Source organism: Bacillus sp. MT94 (genome assembly GCF_058792475.1).
The window spans coordinates 1-15,995 of sequence record NZ_JBXAEZ010000003.1 but is presented as its reverse complement, the minus strand read 5'-3'; the positions used below and the strand labels follow the sequence as shown (position 1 = coordinate 15,995).

The following is a 15,995-nucleotide window of genomic DNA, read 5'->3' as shown; positions in this document are numbered from 1 at the left end:
GATACGTGTTCCTTGTAACGGGGGACGGCCGGTAAGAACTTACTGTAACATTCGGTTCTACTTCTCGGAGATGATTTTCGGTTACGCACTGAACGTTGGCTTTCAGCAAATCGCCAACTCTCTGGGGAACAGTTCTATAACGTACTCGTTCTCGTCAATGAATTTTTATTCAAGTATTCTGACAGTATTGTTGCATGTTTTTTTTAGAAAGTCAATATGTTTTTTTGAAAGATATATTTATATACGGAAATATCGAAAGTAATATTCGTTGTTGCAAAAGGAATAATGAATTGTAAAATGGGAGTAAAAATTTGTGGAGAATTGTAAAATTTATAGAGAAAGTTGATATTTATAGGAGTAAAGAAGGGATTATTTGAATTTACAGAGAATATTACAACAATCCACTTGCTGGAAAGAACAAACCAAAAGAGGTGACTGAAATGCTTGCGATGGGAGTATTATTTGGCATTATTGCTATAATTGGTTTTATGTGGTTATATTATTCGCGTTCGTTTAAACAAGCAGAAGTTTTACTCTTTCAAAAAGGTAGTTTGTTGACAAATCAGTCTAGATATTTAGTATGTCCGAAGTGTGGAAGTGCACAGGCCAGAAGTGGAGGATATCAAGAGTGTTGCAAAATTAGATTATGAAAGAAAGGAAGCCTCACATTATTTTGTGAGGCTTCCTTCCTTACAACTTCATGGCGCTCCAAATTGTCCATCGATCTCTTTCAATAATAGGAGAGACGTTTTGTAATGCGGTCTGTATATGTTGTAGAAGTTGAGAAAGTTCATCATCTGTTAACTCATATAGAATGGATCGACCTGTTCGAGGAGATAAATCTTGTAGCAATGCTTCTACAGAATCATGTATTTTTCGTACTTCCCATTGTGTTTGTGTGGGAAGCACGTGAAGAGAATGTTTTTGTAATTCTTTCTGTATCGTGTTGGTTTTTGGGCGTCTTTTTGACTCTATTTCAATGAGTTTTGGAAATATAGAGAAAAAATATCCACGAATGTGTTCGGGACTTCCTGGAACTGTACAATCTTCAATCGTTCGATCTTGTAAAATAAGTACACCGTTTTTATTTAATATACGAGAAGCTTCACATAAAAATGTAGGAATGTCTTGTAAATGATGAATAACTGCACGAGAAATAACTATGTCGAATGTTTCATTAGGGTATGGGATATTATGTGCATCACCGTGGATGAAAGAAATATTTGGAATGTTGCCGCAATTTTCTTTTGCAGCTTGTAATATTTCTTTTGAAAAATCAAGTCCCACAACATTTTTGGCTCCCATAAGAGCAAGTTCTTTCGTATAAATCCCGCCACCGCAGCCAATATCAATTATTTGCTTGTTTTGTATGTCTGTAATGTTTTTTACCATTTCAGCCCAAGAAATATGAGCGTTTCTTGTTGCGTATGTGTATTTATTATTTGGATCATGAAAATTAATGGACATGATAAAGACCTCCTTTCAATGATTAGTATAACTTATTTAATAGGATGTCACGTTTTTGTTTTATGTATGAAGGTTATAAGAATTTCTTATCGTAAAAGGAGGATTAATTTGAAAGGGAAATATGTATTGTTGTTATTTGTTATGTTACTAGCAGCTTGTGGTCAAGCTGAGCAAAAAAAAGAAACAAAAAAAGTAGAAGAGACGGTGAATGAAGTGAAAGAAACAATAGAGGTAACCGTTATACAAAAAAAACATAAAGAGAAAAAGTTGCAGGAATCAGAAGCGAAGTTAGTAATAGACATTTTGGATAAAGCTGAGAAACAAGAAATAACCGGAAGCTTCGGTGAACCTGAATATGAAATACAAATTAGTAGAGATGGGAAAAAAGAAACTTATTATGCATGGTTAAGGGGAGAAGATAGACGAGGATGGGTGCAATATAAGAAAGCTATGTATATGTTGAATGAAAAAGATACGGAAAAGCTTTTGGCTATATTTCCAAATGTTTCAGAACAAAAAGAAGATGAGATGCAGGTAGGTCCTTTAACGGAAGTAACAAAAAAAGATTTGCAGATTACTACGTTTCATATTAAAGCGGGCGATCAAAACGTGAATTATATGGTACGGTATACGATTTCACAATCACTATACAACAAGTTAGTGAAGGAACGAGAGTATTATTTGCAACTCACTTTCCCAGAAAAAGTTCAAAAATTAATTGGAGCAAAAGAGAGTGAAATGATTTTAGGTGAAAAAGTAAAGGAAGGGTATAAGCAATATGAATTGAAGGCTACTGTTCCGATAAAAGGTGCTTCAGAATCACAATTAAAATCATTAGAAACATATTACGAAAAGTATGATTTGAAAATATTAAACAGTGAAAAAGAAAAAATAGGCGTGTTTCAAAATATAATTCAAATCGTTAAAGAGTATGGTGAAAAAATGAATTTTCAAAGATAAAGTGAGACTTTAATCGGCAGAGGATGCTCATTTTTCGTTGATTAATAGTCTTTGCCAATTCGGCGTTGATTCCCGCTTAACTTCTTTGTTCCAACTGAATTTTGAGATAAGATCCTTATTGGCTGTAACTGAATTGAAATTCTATATAGCCTTTCCTAGGAAATGATAATAGAGAGGGGAGAAGAACACCCTCTCTATTATTTTGCTTTTGCAGATGGCTCATTCATTGATTTTCGTGTAATAAGAAATGAAATCATAAGAGCGGAAAGAATGATAAGAGTGATAAGTAAGTGATTTGGCAACCAATCTAATAATAATACATAGCTCACTGTATAAAAAATAAGAGTTGAAGCTAAAAATGATAAAACACTTATTATGAGAGATTGTAAATTCATTCGTATATACCTCCTTTATTTATATTTTTGGCTAAAAATGGATTAAATAAACATTATTTCTAACAATAGAAAAAAATATGTCATAATAGAGAAAAGAACAAGCTTTGATGAATGAATAGGATTCATTAATGAGAGATAAAGGAGAGGAATATGAAAAATAATAAAAAAGGATTATGGGGAATTATTGTTGCGATAGGTCTATTTTTACTGTCTAAGTTAAAGTGGGTATTTGCAATTTTTAAATTAGCAAAGTTTTCAACGGTATTTAGTATGTTTCTATCGCTTGGCGCATACGCAGTTCTATATGGTTGGAAATTTGGAGTGGCGCTCATTTATTTGTTGTTTGTTCATGAAATGGGCCATTTATGGGCTGCGAAAAGAAAGGGGATCCCAACATCGCCAGCAATCTTTATTCCGTTTATGGGGGCCCTTATTGGAATGAAAGAGATGCCGAAAAATGCGAAAGATGAAGCTTACATCGCCTATATGGGGCCGCTTTTCGGACTTCTTTCATTTTTACCCGCGATTCCACTTTATATAATGACGCAAGAGCCGTTTTGGGCGCTTGTTATTTTGCTTGGAAGTATGATTAATTTCTTTAATTTAATTCCTGTTTCGCCGCTAGATGGTGGGCGAATTATTTCAGTTGTCAGTACTAAAATTTGGGGAGCAGGCCTTATTTTATTACTTGGCTATTCAATTTACTTTAAAAGTATTTTGGGAGGATTTATTGTTATTATCGGTTGTATGGAATTATACAGAGTGATAAAGAGAGATGAGCCGATTAAGGAATTAGGGCATAAAATTGATGGAATGAAAGAATATGTTGCTAGGCTTGAAGAGGAATTAAAAGAAACTGGAGCTGTACATCGGACTATATACATGATGCATCATGAGATGAATGCATTAAGACAAAGAGAACGGGAAAAAGAGTTACAAATAGGTGAACTTCAAAAAATGGAAGTGTTAGAGTATCTTTTACCGAAGTTTGAACCGTTAGATTATGTTCCATATGAAGATGAAAAAGATGAGTATACTATTCACATAAGAGAAGTATTTGAAGCGTCAGAAAGAAAATTAAATGAATGGAAAACAGAAAAGGAACAACAAGAAAACTATTATAAAGTGGATACGAAAACGAAATGGACAGTATTTGCTTGTTATATCGGATTAATAGCTATACTTGGTTATACAGCTTATGAAGGTTATATTGTTTTACAGGAGCATTTGCCAAGACGAAATGTGTAGAAATATATTGTCGAAATGATAGGAAGAATTAATACAGGAATTATATTTCTACGAGAGAATGTTACAAGTATAGTCATACATTGTAATATCTTTAGTAGAGAAGGAGTTCTGTATATGAAGAAATTGTTAAGTGTATTCGGGATTATTATCGTAATGATCATTGCGAGTTATAGTCTTATGAAAGTGCTGTTACATTATGCGAATAAGCCTGCTGAGGTAAATACAATAGCTCAAGTAGAAGATGTGCAAGAAGAGACAAACGTGCTAGATTTTATTCGAATGACACATGAAAGCTATAATAATTTCTTAAATTACGGTAAAGCAGAGAATTATACAGACGGGGATTGGAAGCAATTTAAGCAATGGTTTCAACAACAAGAACCATCTTTAAAAAATATACATACGGAAATAAAGAATGAAAAAATAAAACGCGATGTAAATAGAAGCTATGAAATTGTAAAAAAAGGTGTGGAACTTCAAAATATTGAGTATGTAGTGTATGCCCACCGTGTATATCATGACTTGGATATTATCGTAAATAAATATAGAGGTGAAACGAATATCTGGGGGTATACGGAGTTTGGCGATGGGAAAGATAGAAAGGTAATTGAACAAGCTATACAAACAAAATAATAAGCTAGCTAGAATTCTAGTTAGCTTATTTTCTTTTGTAAATGCAATGTTCATATATTATTCACAAAAACAACGTGTTAATAGTGATTAAAATCACAATCTGCATTATAAGATTCAGTTAAACTAAAAACAGTTAAGGAAATAGAGGAGTGGGATACAATGTTAAGTGCAAAAACAATTGAAATCGTAAAGTCAACAGTACCATTATTACAAGAAAAAGGCGTTGAAATTACAACGAGATTTTATCAAATTTTATTTTCAGAACATCCGGAGTTATTGAATATTTTTAACCATACGAATCAAAAAAAGGGAAGACAACAACAAGCGTTAGCGAATGCTGTTTATGCAGCTGCAACGTACATTGATAATTTAGAAGCAATTATTCCGGTTGTAAAACAAATTGGTCATAAGCATAGAAGTTTAGGTATTAAAGCTGAGCATTATCCGATTGTAGGTACATGTTTACTACGTGCCATTAAAGAGGTCGCAGGTGCACCTGATGAAGTTTTAAATGCATGGGGAGAAGCATATGGTGTCATTGCTGATGCATTTATTAGCATTGAAGCAGAGATGTATGAAGAAGCTGCACATAAAGAAGGTGGATGGAAAGACTTCCGCAACTTTGTGATTGTTAAAAAAGTGAAGGAAAGCGATGTTATTACGTCATTTTATTTGAAGCCTGAAGATGGAGGGAAAGTTTCTTCATTCATCCCAGGTCAATATGTAACGGTTCAAATCAATATTGAAGGTGAGACATATACACATAATCGTCAATACAGTTTATCCGATGCACCTGGGAAAGAATATTATCGTATTAGTGTAAAGAAAGAAAAAGGTGTAGATACACCAGACGGTAAAGTATCTAATTACTTACATGAACATGTAAAAGAAGGAGATGTTTTACCAGTAAGTGCACCAGCGGGAGATTTCGTGTTAAATATGGATTCAACGTTACCAGTTGTACTAATTAGTGGTGGAGTAGGGATTACACCGATGATGAGTATGTTAAATACGTTAATTGAACAAGATTCAAAACGTAATGTATATTTTGTTCATGCAGCAATAAATAGTAATACACATGCAATGAAAGAACACGTTAAGGCAGTAGAAAATGAATATGAAAAAGTTAAAGCATATACTTGTTATTCTGCACCGACTGAAAAAGATTTAGAAATGAAGAACTTTGATAAAGAAGGTTTCGTTGAAAGCGAGTGGTTAAAAACTATTATTCCGACAACTGAAGCAGAATTTTATTTTTGTGGTCCAGTAGCATTTATGAAGCATATAAATGCTGCACTAACTGATTTAGGTGTGAAACAAGAGCATATTCATTATGAATTTTTCGGCCCAGCAACAAGCTTACAATAAGACGAATGAGAATAAACAAAAAAACGAGGTATTTATTTTACCTCGTTTTTTATTTGTTCTCGTAATAAACGGTTAACTGTTTCACGGCGTATGCCTATCAGTTGACCAATTTCAGTTTGTGTTAATATTTCATATATAGGAATGTCACCTAAATATAATGTGAACCATTCTTGTAAACGATGAAGACGTTCTTTCGGAGAGACGGTTGTCAATTGATCAATTCGTTGTTGCATCATTCTTAATTTAGATTGCAATTGCATAGCGATGTTGGCATATGATTCGGGATTTGCTTGAAGTCTCTCATACCATTCACTACTAGTGATCGGTTCAACTTCTGTTTTTATTAAAGCGATAGCTGTACCGTGATATTCTTTCGGTGAAATCAAAGAATGATGAGGTATTGTTTCACCTGGAACGATAATGTTGAATAAAAATGGTGTTCCGTCTTCCTCTAGCCGAACTACTTTTAATAAGCCTGTTTTTATAAAGTATAAAGGACCGTCCTCGCCTTGACGGAATAGTACATCTCCTTTGTGTAGAATCAATGTTAGCCCCCCATTAATATGTTTCTATTTCTTCTATTTTAGCGTATATGTATATAGACAATATGCTATTTCAACAGCAATTTCATTGACGAAATGTATGCTATTACAGTAGTATACTATTTAGTGTGTAATAGTACTAGCAATGAATACGCTGTAGGGGGTTTAGTATATTGTTAGATGCGATGAGAATGACGGATATGAGAATTCCGGCGAATGCTATCATTCATGTAGAAGAGATGAAAGGTGGAGTCGTTTTATCCGTTGAAGTAGACGGCCAAATTATTTATACGATGGCTTATGATGAAGAAACAGATAGTTATGCTGAATTATATGATCGAAATGATAAGAGGGCGTGCCAAGTACATGAAGACTTTATGGGATGGTCACTTCTTCACTAAAAAAGATGTCAATATGACATCTTTTTTTATTAAATCGATAGAATATACAAAGAAATGAAATATAAGGATAAAATTTGTAATAATTGATTTTGCATTGTTAGCACTCTGTAACTGCAAGTGAACTATTTTTTCGCTATCATAAAGATAACAGTCGCAGTTATAGGAGTGGTCAACTTGAAGAAAGTACATATTTCAAATTATATGTTATTATGTGTTTGTTTAATTTTATTTGTTCTCCTCGGAGGATTTTTATATTCATGTGTATAAGAAAAACGCATTCTAAAAAGAATACGTTATAAAAGGGAAATAATGATTAATCTAGTTCCAAGAATAATTAACGTAATACGTAATAAATTAATTACGGCGTTACCACTTAGTTTTGTATTAATATAAGCCCCGATTTTTCCGCCGATCCATGCACCAGGAATAAGGATTAATGCATAAATCCAGCTGACATTTCCAAGTGAGATGTGAGTTGCAGAACTTACAATTGCTGATAGAAATACGATGAACATTGAAGTTGCTACTGCAATATGTGCTGGGAATGCAAAAAGAAGCATCATTGCTGGAACAAGTAAGGCACCGCCACCAATTCCAAATAACCCAGATATAAACCCAACTATAAAGGCAATAAAGATAGCAAGAAACGGTGGGAATTGATAGTGTACAGTATTTCCATCATTATCTGTAAAAGAACGCTTAATTACAGACGTATTTGAGAGGGAAAGAGGTTTTAATTTGTCTCGAAGCATAAGTAGAATTGAGACGAATATAAGGAAAATCCCAAAGTATAAAGAAAATGTGTCTTGGTTTAAAAATTTATTTGCCCATGATCCGATAATACCACCAGGGCCGCTTCCGATAAATAAAATAAGTCCACTTTTATAATCTACTCGTTTATGCTTCATGTAAGTAAGGGTGGAAGATAGCCCTGTAAAAACGACTGTTACCATAGAAGTCCCTACTGCAAGTTGTGGTGATAAACTGTGTAATCCAATTAATAACGGAACAATAATAATTCCGCCTCCAAGCCCAACTAGGCTGCCGACTGTCCCGGCGATTAGTCCGATGAAAAGTAACATGATGTATTCCAAAATTGCCAACTCCTCTAAATAACTTATCCACCAATTATTATACACGCTTTTTAATGAGAAATAGGCTTGTTCACAAAAAAGTCGTCTTCCTAGAAAAATAAGGAAGACGACTTTTGATTAGAAAACAAAATGTAATAGATAGTAAAACAGAGCAGCTAAAGAAGCTGAAATAGGAAGTGTAATAACCCATGTAATTAACATACGTTTTGCAGTTCCCCATTTTACCCCTTTCACACGGTGAGAAGCACCAACCCCTAAAATAGAAGAAGAGATAACGTGCGTCGTACTAACCGGTAAGTGAATGAATGTTGCACCGAAAATAACAAGTGATGATGATAAATCGGCAGCTACACCATTTACAGGACGAATTTTCATAATTTGTCCACCGACAGTTTTAATAATTTTCCATCCACCGACAGAAGTACCAAGCCCCATTGCGATAGCACAAGATAATTGTACCCAGAACGGAATATCGCTAGAAGTATGATAGTTATTAGCCATAAGAGCCATCGTAATGATTCCCATTGCTTTTTGTGCATCATTCGTACCGTGTGTATAGGCTTGTAATGCTGCAGTGAAAATCTGGAATATACGGAAGTTTTTGTTCGTTTTCGTTAAGTTAAAGTTTTTAAAGACCACTTTAAAAATACTGTATACGATATAACCAATAACGAAAGCGATAATTGGTGAAATGATTAAAGCTTCAAGAATTTTAATGAATCCTTTAAGGTTTAATGAGCTAATACCAGCAGCAGCAATGGCTGCACCTGCGATTGAGCCAATAATTGCATGCGAAGAACTACTTGGGATACCGTAGTACCAAGTAATTAAGTTCCATGCTATCGCCGCAAGTAAAGCAGCTAAAATTACAAGAGAACCATTTTGTAAAGCAAATGGGTCAACGATATCTTTTGTAATCGTTTTTGCTACACCTGTAAATGTCATTGCACCTAAAAAGTTCATAATAGCTGCCATAATAATTGCATGTCTAGGCTTTAGAGCTTTCGTTGAAACAGCCGTGGCAATAGCGTTTGCTGTATCGTGAAATCCATTGATAAAGTCAAAAGCTAAAGCGCAAATGACTACTAAAACGGTCAGTATCAAGAGTGTATCCATGATCAAACTCCTTACGCATTCTTCATAATAATTGTTTCTAATACGTTTGCAACGCTTTGACAGCTATCAGCTACTTCTTCAAGCTCTTCGTAAATCTCTTTAAATTGAATAATCTTAATCGGATCTTTCTCACGAGAGAATAAGTGCTTAATCGCATGACGACGAATATCATCGCATTGTGATTCGTAATCCTTAATCTTAATCGCGTTCGTACGAATGTCGACTAACTTCTTTTTAGACAGTAGTTCAACAGAATTTGCAATTTCAATTGCACATTGATTAATTGCTTCTACGAATTTAATCATGTATTCATCAGCTTCTGTAATAGAATACATTTCGAACAGACCAGCACTGTGATCTAATCCGTCTAATACATCATCCATACTCATTGCAAGTTGTAGGATGTCCTCACGTTCAATCGGAGTAATAAACGCTTTGTTTAGCTCCATAATGATTTCGTGAATAAATGAGTCACCTTTTGACTCATACTCTTTCATGCGCATAGAAAACTCTTTTAAATCGCTAGCATTTTTAATTTTATACTCCACGAAAAATTGCGCGCCTTCTTTTAAATTTTCGGAAACATTCATTAACATTTCAGAAAATTTATCTTTTTTTGATTTAAAGACCATTATTGTTACCCCCACAAAAGTAATATATGTAAAATATATTGGCTAATCAATTCTAACAAAAAACTGTCGTTTTTTAAAACATTTTATCGAAAAGTTTACAAAAACTTAACATAACTCTCGTTGTTCTATTAATAATATTAATATCCAATAGTGAATATCTTACTTGTAGAATGTCCTTTTCTTGCAAAAAGTATGAATGTAAAAGAAAAGCTTTACACTATAGGAATGACTACGTTATTATAATAAATTTAAAAGGCGGTATATTCTTCCTTTTAAAAAGAAGAGTGTAAATAAATGAAGGAAGTGAACGAATGAAATTGAAGAACACTCATTTTAAAAAAATGCTTGAGTGGTTCAATAAGAGGAAGAAACTTCGTAATTCATTAATTGTATTGGGAAGTGTACTCGTTACTCTATTTATTGCTGTAAATATAATAATTTCCATTCAAGACATATCTGAATTAAAACAAGCTGTTCCACAACCGACTTTAATTTATGATGCAAATAATGAGGTCGCAACTAAATTAGCTTCTTCGAAAACAGAAGGCGTTAAAAGAAAAGATATTCCTGATATTATGGTTCAGGCAATTGTTGCAGTAGAAGATAAGGGATTTTTTAACCATCATGGTATTTATTATAGTGGAATTATAAGTGCAGTTTTTAAAAATATTACAGCAGGAGAAGTTGTAGCAGGGGGAAGTACAATTACACAGCAGCTCGCGAAGAATGTATTTCTGACACAAGATCGTACATTTTCTCGTAAAATAAAGGAATACTTTTTAACGAAAAAAATAGAACGTACTTATACAAAAGATGAAATTATTGAAATGTATATGAATCAAATTTATTTTGGGGAAGGTGCTTGGGGGATAAAGAGGGCAGCTAAATCTTATTTTGATAAAGAGGTAAAAGATTTATCAATTTCAGAAGCTGCAACGATCGCGGGCTTAATTAAAGCGCCGTCTGCGTATTCGCCTTATAAAAACTTTAATAAATCAATTGAACGACGTAATGTCGTATTAAGTTTAATGAAGGAACAAGGATATATTTCTGAAGAGCAATACAATAAAGAAAAAGAGTCAGGCCTTGTATTAAAACGTGGGGTTGATGATAAATATAAAGGTAAATACTCCCAATATGTAGACTATATAGTTAGAGAAGCGATGGATAAGTATGAATTAACACAAAATGAAATTTTAGCAGGTGGTTATCGTATTTATACTGAGCTGGATCCGAAAAAACAACAAGCTGTAGAAGATGTTGTGAATAATGATAGTTATTTCAAAGATAGTGGCTCAGATCAACTTATGCAAACGGGTGTAGTCCTTATAAATCCCAAAACAGGCGGTGTTCCAGCTTTAGTTGGGGGGAGAGGACCATATCAGTTTTTACAATTTAATCATGCTACGCAATTAAAAAGACAGCCAGGTTCAACATTAAAGCCTCTAGCTGTATATGTACCCGCTTTAGAACAAGGGTATGAGGTATACGATATATTAAAGGATGAACCATTTCATATTAAAGAATATGAACCTAAAAATAGTGATCAGGCTTTTCATGGTAATGTGACAATGTACGAAGCGGTAGCAAAGTCGTATAATGTTTCTGCTGTGTGGTTATTAGAACAAATAGGATTAGATAAAGGATTGAAATCTTTAGAGCGATTTGGTATTCCATTAGTACCAGAAGACCGTACGTATCCAATTGCTTTAGGTGGGATGCATGTAGGGACATCTCCATTTGTAATGGCCCAAGCATATAGTACATTCGCTAATGATGGGGTTCAAGTAGAGGCTCATGCAATTAGAGAAGTTCAAAATGCTGAAGGGGAAATAATAGGGAAATGGTATAAGAAAGAGACACGAGTGACGAGTGAGAAAATCGCTCAAAAGATGACGTATTTATTAAAAGGTGTTGTAGAAAAGGGAACAGGTGGAAAAGCGAAAGTTAATAATGTTGATACAGCAGGAAAGACAGGGACGACTCAACTTGTAAATGGTCCGAGCGTAGGAGCGAAGGACTCGTGGTTTGTAGGATACACACCAGATTTAGTAGGTGCGATTTGGGTGGGATATGACAAAACAGATAGCGAGCATTATGTGCCAGGTGGTAGTCAAATTACGACGACGATGTTCCGGGACATCATGAAAAAAGCAAATGCAAACCCAGCCCAAAAAGCGTTCCAATTGTCGTTAATATCTGAGGCTGACTATAAAAAACAATTGCAAACAATTGAAGAAGAAAAGAGAAGAAAAGAAGAAGAAAAGAGAAGGCAAGAAGAGGAACAACAAAGGAAAAAAGAACAGCAAGAGTGGTTTGATAAAGTGAAAGAGTGGATTCCATCATTATGGTGAAAAAAGAGGCGAATTTCATTATTCGCCTCTTTCTCATGTGAAAAATAAAGTGAGCTCATAATGAGTGAGATAAATGCTACTATTCATTAAGAGTAATGTTCGTAATGCCAAAAGATTGAGAATCGTATGTGACGATTATTGTTCCTTTACTAATCGGTTCGTAAGGTAATTCTTCTTCATAACTACCATTATTTTCATTATGGATAGACAGCGTGATTTCATCAATTCCTTTATTTGTATACTGATCTTTAATCGTTTCAGCAATTTGAAGTAGAGTTTCGTAGTTAGAAGCTTTCGTAATAAGCATTCCTTTTATAACTTTTTTTTCATTATTTGTGGAATTGGAATAAGGGATGTCGTTTTGTTTCGTATACAAAAGTTTGTATGGAACTGTTTTTCTCTCCGCTTTTGAAATAGTGGAATATTTTAGAGTTAAAAAAAATCCTACACATAAAATAATGCATACCATAAGAGCAATCCAAATGCGTATCAGTGACATAACTCTCATTTTTCATCCCTCTTTCATATCTTTGACTTCATTATTTATCATACAAAATGAGGATTAAGATAGAGTAAATTTGAGGTAAAGAAACGTAAAGAAGGAGCACTTATCCTCCCAAATAAGTGCTCCTTTTTATTAAAAGAGAGATTTAATAGACAATCAAAATCACATCTATTACTTATAAATGTGCTTAGTTCTCCCAAAATATTTTCGGAAATTGTGGTTAGTAAATTCGGAAGACAGATAGTGTCGCAGTTGTATCGCCCGCAGGTCCTTGAGCGCCTTGAGGCCCTTGAGCACCAGTAGTCCCCGTAGTTCCTCCACCTAGGCAACCAGATCCATATTGAACTAGAATAGCTTGACCAAGAGCTTGAAGAAGTCTAACAAATTCTGTAAGTTCTGACTTAGGGATGTTAATATGGCTACATGCTCTTACTTCTCAACAATCATTACCATAAAATACTTTTCCTTTATTTTTATTGTTCATCTTTTCATTCTTTTCTTTCATAGAATCATTAGTCATTACTATATATTAAAATGAAATTTATACTAAATTCGTGATGGACAAACTACCATTTCTAAAAAAATAAGAAATTGGCCCACCTAGAAAGAAATAAGTAAGATATAGAGAAAGGTTTATATAATGTAAAGAAGAAAAGTGCAACATAAAAAACTACATGCTAATTGTTGGGAGTGTTTAACAATTGGCATGTAGTTCGTGGATTAGTCCTTTATTTACATTGATTTAATTTTTCAAGGGTTGTTTTAGGTAAGATTGGAATTGAAATAGTGAAAGTTGTACCATCTTCATTACTAGTCATTTTTAATGTGCCGTTATGATTTTGGATGATTTTTTTTGTTACTGACAAGCCTAGTCCTGTTCCCGAATCCTTCGTTGAGAAGAATGGATCAAAGATATATTCTTGAATAGCTGGAGGAATACCAATTCCATTATCTGTGAAAGTAATCCGAACGAAGTTATCAAGGCGATAACTAGTGATTTGAATAGAAAGAGGTTTGTCGCCTTGAGCATCGACGGCATTTTGAAATAGATTTAAAAACACTTGAACAAGTTCATGTCGATCAATATTGACTAAAATATCATCTAATTCATTAGAGAAGTTATAATCAATTGAAATGTTATGCAAGGAGACTTCACTAGCTAGTAACTGTTGAATATAGTCACGTAAAAATGTATTGATCGGAAACGGTTCTCTTGTAAATTCCCGTGTTTTTGAAACAGCTAAAAATTTTGTAATAATATTATTTGCACGATCTAATTCAGGGATAAGCAAGTTTTTAAATAACTCTTGATTTGATGTAGAAACGCTTTCTTGTAAAAATTGTAAGTATCCTCGTACTGTTGTAAGAGGATTTCGTACTTCGTGTGCAATTCCAGCTGCGATTCGCCCTGCTAACGAAAACTTCTCTGCATCACGTTCTGTATTTAAATAATGAAAGACACTAATAACTCTAAAAATCTCACCGTTATAATCACGAATAATTCGGTTATTTATAATACCGTAATTTTTGTCTAAAACTTCTTCATTATATATTTCTGTTCCCGTTCTTAATGTTTCAATTGCTTTAATTTTTTCTTCCGGCAAGTTTAGTAATTGTTGAATTGGTTTTCCAATAATATCATTGCGTATTACACCGAAATCATCTGCGGCAACTTGATTACATAAAGTAATATTCCCTTTACTATCGACAAAGGTTACATGATGTGAAAAGGCATCAAAAATATGAACAAAGTGTTTTTCAAGTTGTTCAAATAAAAATAATGAATCACAAGTAAGTTGAAAATTAGCTTCTTTATTTTCTTTTGGTATTTCTTGAATGGAATGAGTTGTTCTGGTTTTCTTTATTCGTAAACCAATATGTGGATTTTTGTATGTGAAATGATGTGGTAATTGATTCACAAGTTCTTCATAAAAACGCACTTTATTTTCTAGTTCTTCAATTCGTTTTTCATGAGATACAGTAGCATCGTTTGGAAGCATAAATAAATAACCCCTCATTTTAAAAATTCTTCCATATAGTATATCATATTTTTATAAGGATACTCTTAAAGAAAAGGCTACATAATGCAAAGTGTTTGGAAAGTGAATAGAAGATGAAGTTAAAAAGGGAGGGATATATGTGCTGTTCATTGGAGTGACAGGATGGGGAGATCATAATTCTTTATACATAGATTCCTATGAAAATAGAAATAAATTACGAACATATAGCGAGTATTTTCCTATTGTGGAAGTGGATAGTTCATTTTACGCGATGCAACCTGCACGAAATTATATAAAATGGGCAATGGAAACGCCGAAAGATTTTTCTTTTGTCGTAAAAGCGTATCAAGGAATGACAGGACATATGAAAGGTGAAATTCCTTTTTCTACGTTCGATGAGATGTTTGATTTGTATAAACAGTCTATTCTTCCTTTATTAGAAGCTGATAAATTAAAAACAATTTTATTTCAATATCCACCATGGTTTGATTGCAAAAAGAAAAATGTAGATTTTCTTCGATATACGAAAGAAAAAATGGAAGGTTTACCATGTGCAATAGAATTTCGAAATCAAACATGGTTTTATCCAGAAATGAGAGATAAGACGTTACAGTTTCTAGAACAGGAGAAATGGGTTCATACAATTTGTGATGAACCACAGGCTGGGATAGGTTCTGTGCCACTCGTGTTAGAGGTTACGAATTCAGACATGGCATTAATACGTTTTCACGGTCGAAATGTTCATGGTTGGCTTGATAAAGGGGAAAATTGGAGAGCGGTTCGCTGTTTATATCGCTACAACAATAAAGAACTGGAAGAATGGGTTGAACGACTAGAGCAATTAAAAAAGAAAACAAAGGATATATACGTACTGTTTAACAACAATTCAGGTGGGGATGCAGCAGATAATGCGAAACAGCTTATGAAAATGATGAACATTACATATGGTGAGCCGAAGCCGGAGCAATTAAATTTTTTTGAATGATAATAAACAAGAAAGGCACTGTACAAACAGGGGGAATGTACAGTGCCTTTCTATATGAAAAAGAGGGGTAACAATGTTACTGAGCGTTTGGTTGATTCATCAATTGTTGGCTTCATAATAAATGATAATGGTTATCATTATCATTGTCAATGGTTTTTCTAAAAATATATAAAAAACTTTGTATATTTTAAATAGAGATAAAAAAAGAACAGCATTAATGAAGTGACCCCTAAAAGTTAGACACGGTTATTTCATTAGGCAGCTTGATAAAAGTGAGTCCGGTATTGTACCGGGC

General features: G+C 33.7%; 16 protein-coding genes, 1 pseudogene and 1 other annotated feature (1 of these 18 running past the window's edge). Of the genes and pseudogenes, 8 read left to right on the top strand and 9 right to left on the bottom strand.

Annotated features, from left to right (window positions below; genetic code table 11):
- Positions 1-167, bottom strand: a binding site (T-box leader) (it extends 92 nt beyond the left edge of the window).
- A gap of 273 nt (positions 168-440) precedes the next feature.
- Entirely contained in the window at positions 441-650 is a 210-nt protein-coding gene (locus AC1Q51_RS11745; RefSeq protein WP_000880630.1) for a hypothetical protein, read from the top strand.
- Between the two features lie 40 nt (positions 651-690).
- Here the strand turns inward: AC1Q51_RS11745 and AC1Q51_RS11740 are convergent, their stop codons facing one another.
- Positions 691-1,467, bottom strand: coding sequence for a class I SAM-dependent methyltransferase (locus AC1Q51_RS11740; RefSeq protein WP_000026288.1), 777 nt, complete (start codon positions 1,465-1,467; stop codon positions 691-693).
- 108 nt (positions 1,468-1,575) lie between these two features.
- Here AC1Q51_RS11740 and AC1Q51_RS11735 point away from each other — a divergent pair, with 108 nt between their 5' ends.
- Entirely contained in the window at positions 1,576-2,427 is an 852-nt protein-coding gene (locus AC1Q51_RS11735; protein WP_000677052.1) for a YhfM domain-containing protein, read from the top strand.
- A 197-nt stretch (positions 2,428-2,624) separates the two neighbouring features.
- On the opposite strand, the gene AC1Q51_RS11730 is transcribed toward AC1Q51_RS11735, so the two are convergent.
- Positions 2,625-2,822 carry a hypothetical protein gene (locus AC1Q51_RS11730; RefSeq protein ID WP_001053359.1) on the bottom strand — a complete coding sequence of 66 codons (198 nt, stop codon included), beginning with the start codon at positions 2,820-2,822 and terminating at the stop codon, positions 2,625-2,627.
- Between the two features lie 150 nt (positions 2,823-2,972).
- Between AC1Q51_RS11730 and AC1Q51_RS11725 the strand changes: the two genes are divergently transcribed.
- The 3 genes from AC1Q51_RS11725 (at position 2,973) to hmpA (ending at position 6,071) form a co-directional block, all read left to right on the top strand.
- Positions 2,973-4,070 (top strand): site-2 protease family protein, encoded by a 1,098-nt coding sequence (locus tag AC1Q51_RS11725; RefSeq protein WP_000794493.1) that lies wholly within the window; start codon positions 2,973-2,975, stop codon positions 4,068-4,070.
- Between the two features lie 114 nt (positions 4,071-4,184).
- Positions 4,185-4,703, top strand: coding sequence for a hypothetical protein (locus AC1Q51_RS11720; protein ID WP_000735528.1), 519 nt, complete (start codon positions 4,185-4,187; stop codon positions 4,701-4,703).
- 159 nt (positions 4,704-4,862) lie between these two features.
- On the top strand, positions 4,863-6,071 hold the full coding sequence (gene hmpA / locus AC1Q51_RS11715) for an NO-inducible flavohemoprotein (RefSeq protein WP_065228520.1): 1,209 nt from the start codon (positions 4,863-4,865) through the stop codon (positions 6,069-6,071).
- Positions 6,072-6,103: 32 nt separating this feature from the next.
- On the opposite strand, the gene AC1Q51_RS11710 is transcribed toward hmpA, so the two are convergent.
- The gene (locus AC1Q51_RS11710) at positions 6,104-6,616 is read right to left on the bottom strand and encodes a Crp/Fnr family transcriptional regulator (protein ID WP_000600585.1); all 513 of its coding nucleotides are present in this window, start codon (positions 6,614-6,616) and stop codon (positions 6,104-6,106) included.
- Positions 6,617-6,786: 170 nt separating this feature from the next.
- Between AC1Q51_RS11710 and AC1Q51_RS11705 the strand changes: the two genes are divergently transcribed.
- Complete coding sequence (locus tag AC1Q51_RS11705) at positions 6,787-7,014, top strand: hypothetical protein (RefSeq protein WP_000883009.1); 228 nt, start codon at positions 6,787-6,789, stop codon at positions 7,012-7,014.
- Positions 7,015-7,307: 293 nt separating this feature from the next.
- Here the strand turns inward: AC1Q51_RS11705 and AC1Q51_RS11700 are convergent, their stop codons facing one another.
- The 3 genes from AC1Q51_RS11700 to AC1Q51_RS11690 all read right to left on the bottom strand — a co-directional run bounded on the left by AC1Q51_RS11700 (position 7,308) and on the right by AC1Q51_RS11690 (position 9,856).
- Positions 7,308-8,108, bottom strand: a complete 801-nt coding sequence (locus AC1Q51_RS11700; RefSeq protein WP_000455762.1) for a sulfite exporter TauE/SafE family protein — start codon at positions 8,106-8,108, stop codon at positions 7,308-7,310.
- A gap of 117 nt (positions 8,109-8,225) precedes the next feature.
- Positions 8,226-9,224, bottom strand: a complete 999-nt coding sequence (locus AC1Q51_RS11695; RefSeq protein WP_000380276.1) for an inorganic phosphate transporter — start codon at positions 9,222-9,224, stop codon at positions 8,226-8,228.
- A gap of 11 nt (positions 9,225-9,235) precedes the next feature.
- On the bottom strand, positions 9,236-9,856 hold the full coding sequence (locus AC1Q51_RS11690; protein ID WP_000231445.1) for a DUF47 domain-containing protein: 621 nt from the start codon (positions 9,854-9,856) through the stop codon (positions 9,236-9,238).
- Positions 9,857-10,167: 311 nt separating this feature from the next.
- On the opposite strand from AC1Q51_RS11690, the gene AC1Q51_RS11685 reads away from it, so the two are divergent.
- Positions 10,168-12,210 carry a transglycosylase domain-containing protein gene (locus AC1Q51_RS11685; protein ID WP_000769253.1) on the top strand — a complete coding sequence of 681 codons (2,043 nt, stop codon included), beginning with the start codon at positions 10,168-10,170 and terminating at the stop codon, positions 12,208-12,210.
- A 79-nt stretch (positions 12,211-12,289) separates the two neighbouring features.
- Here AC1Q51_RS11685 and AC1Q51_RS11680 read toward each other — a convergent pair whose 3' ends face one another.
- The 3 genes and pseudogenes from AC1Q51_RS11680 to AC1Q51_RS11670 all read right to left on the bottom strand — a co-directional run bounded on the left by AC1Q51_RS11680 (position 12,290) and on the right by AC1Q51_RS11670 (position 14,715).
- The gene (locus tag AC1Q51_RS11680) at positions 12,290-12,718 is read right to left on the bottom strand and encodes a hypothetical protein (protein ID WP_065228522.1); all 429 of its coding nucleotides are present in this window, start codon (positions 12,716-12,718) and stop codon (positions 12,290-12,292) included.
- A gap of 217 nt (positions 12,719-12,935) precedes the next feature.
- Positions 12,936-13,220 (bottom strand): annotated as a pseudogene (locus tag AC1Q51_RS11675) (hypothetical protein).
- 223 nt (positions 13,221-13,443) lie between these two features.
- Positions 13,444-14,715: an ATP-binding protein gene (locus tag AC1Q51_RS11670; RefSeq protein WP_000937248.1), complete on the bottom strand. Its 1,272-nt coding sequence runs from the start codon at positions 14,713-14,715 to the stop codon at positions 13,444-13,446.
- A gap of 139 nt (positions 14,716-14,854) precedes the next feature.
- Between AC1Q51_RS11670 and AC1Q51_RS11665 the strand changes: the two genes are divergently transcribed.
- Entirely contained in the window at positions 14,855-15,700 is an 846-nt protein-coding gene (locus AC1Q51_RS11665) for a DUF72 domain-containing protein (RefSeq protein ID WP_000897363.1), read from the top strand.
- Positions 15,701-15,995 lie beyond the last annotated feature (295 nt).

What these genes read in the sequence shown, in the direction of transcription:
- AC1Q51_RS11740 (WP_000026288.1), bottom strand. Translation starts at nt 1,467, where the DNA reads ATGTCCATTAATTTTCATGATCCAAATAATAAATACACATACGCAACA.
- AC1Q51_RS11725 (WP_000794493.1), top strand. Translation starts at nt 2,973, where the DNA reads ATGAAAAATAATAAAAAAGGATTATGGGGAATTATTGTTGCGATAGGT.
- AC1Q51_RS11730 (WP_001053359.1), bottom strand. Translation starts at nt 2,822, where the DNA reads ATGAATTTACAATCTCTCATAATAAGTGTTTTATCATTTTTAGCTTCA.
- AC1Q51_RS11745 (WP_000880630.1), top strand. Translation starts at nt 441, where the DNA reads ATGCTTGCGATGGGAGTATTATTTGGCATTATTGCTATAATTGGTTTT.
- AC1Q51_RS11690 (WP_000231445.1), bottom strand. Translation starts at nt 9,856, where the DNA reads ATGGTCTTTAAATCAAAAAAAGATAAATTTTCTGAAATGTTAATGAAT.
- AC1Q51_RS11720 (WP_000735528.1), top strand. Translation starts at nt 4,185, where the DNA reads ATGAAGAAATTGTTAAGTGTATTCGGGATTATTATCGTAATGATCATT.
- AC1Q51_RS11685 (WP_000769253.1), top strand. Translation starts at nt 10,168, where the DNA reads ATGAAATTGAAGAACACTCATTTTAAAAAAATGCTTGAGTGGTTCAAT.
- AC1Q51_RS11680 (WP_065228522.1), bottom strand. Translation starts at nt 12,718, where the DNA reads ATGAGAGTTATGTCACTGATACGCATTTGGATTGCTCTTATGGTATGC.
- AC1Q51_RS11670 (WP_000937248.1), bottom strand. Translation starts at nt 14,715, where the DNA reads ATGCTTCCAAACGATGCTACTGTATCTCATGAAAAACGAATTGAAGAA.
- hmpA (WP_065228520.1), top strand. Translation starts at nt 4,863, where the DNA reads ATGTTAAGTGCAAAAACAATTGAAATCGTAAAGTCAACAGTACCATTA.
- AC1Q51_RS11695 (WP_000380276.1), bottom strand. Translation starts at nt 9,224, where the DNA reads ATGGATACACTCTTGATACTGACCGTTTTAGTAGTCATTTGCGCTTTA.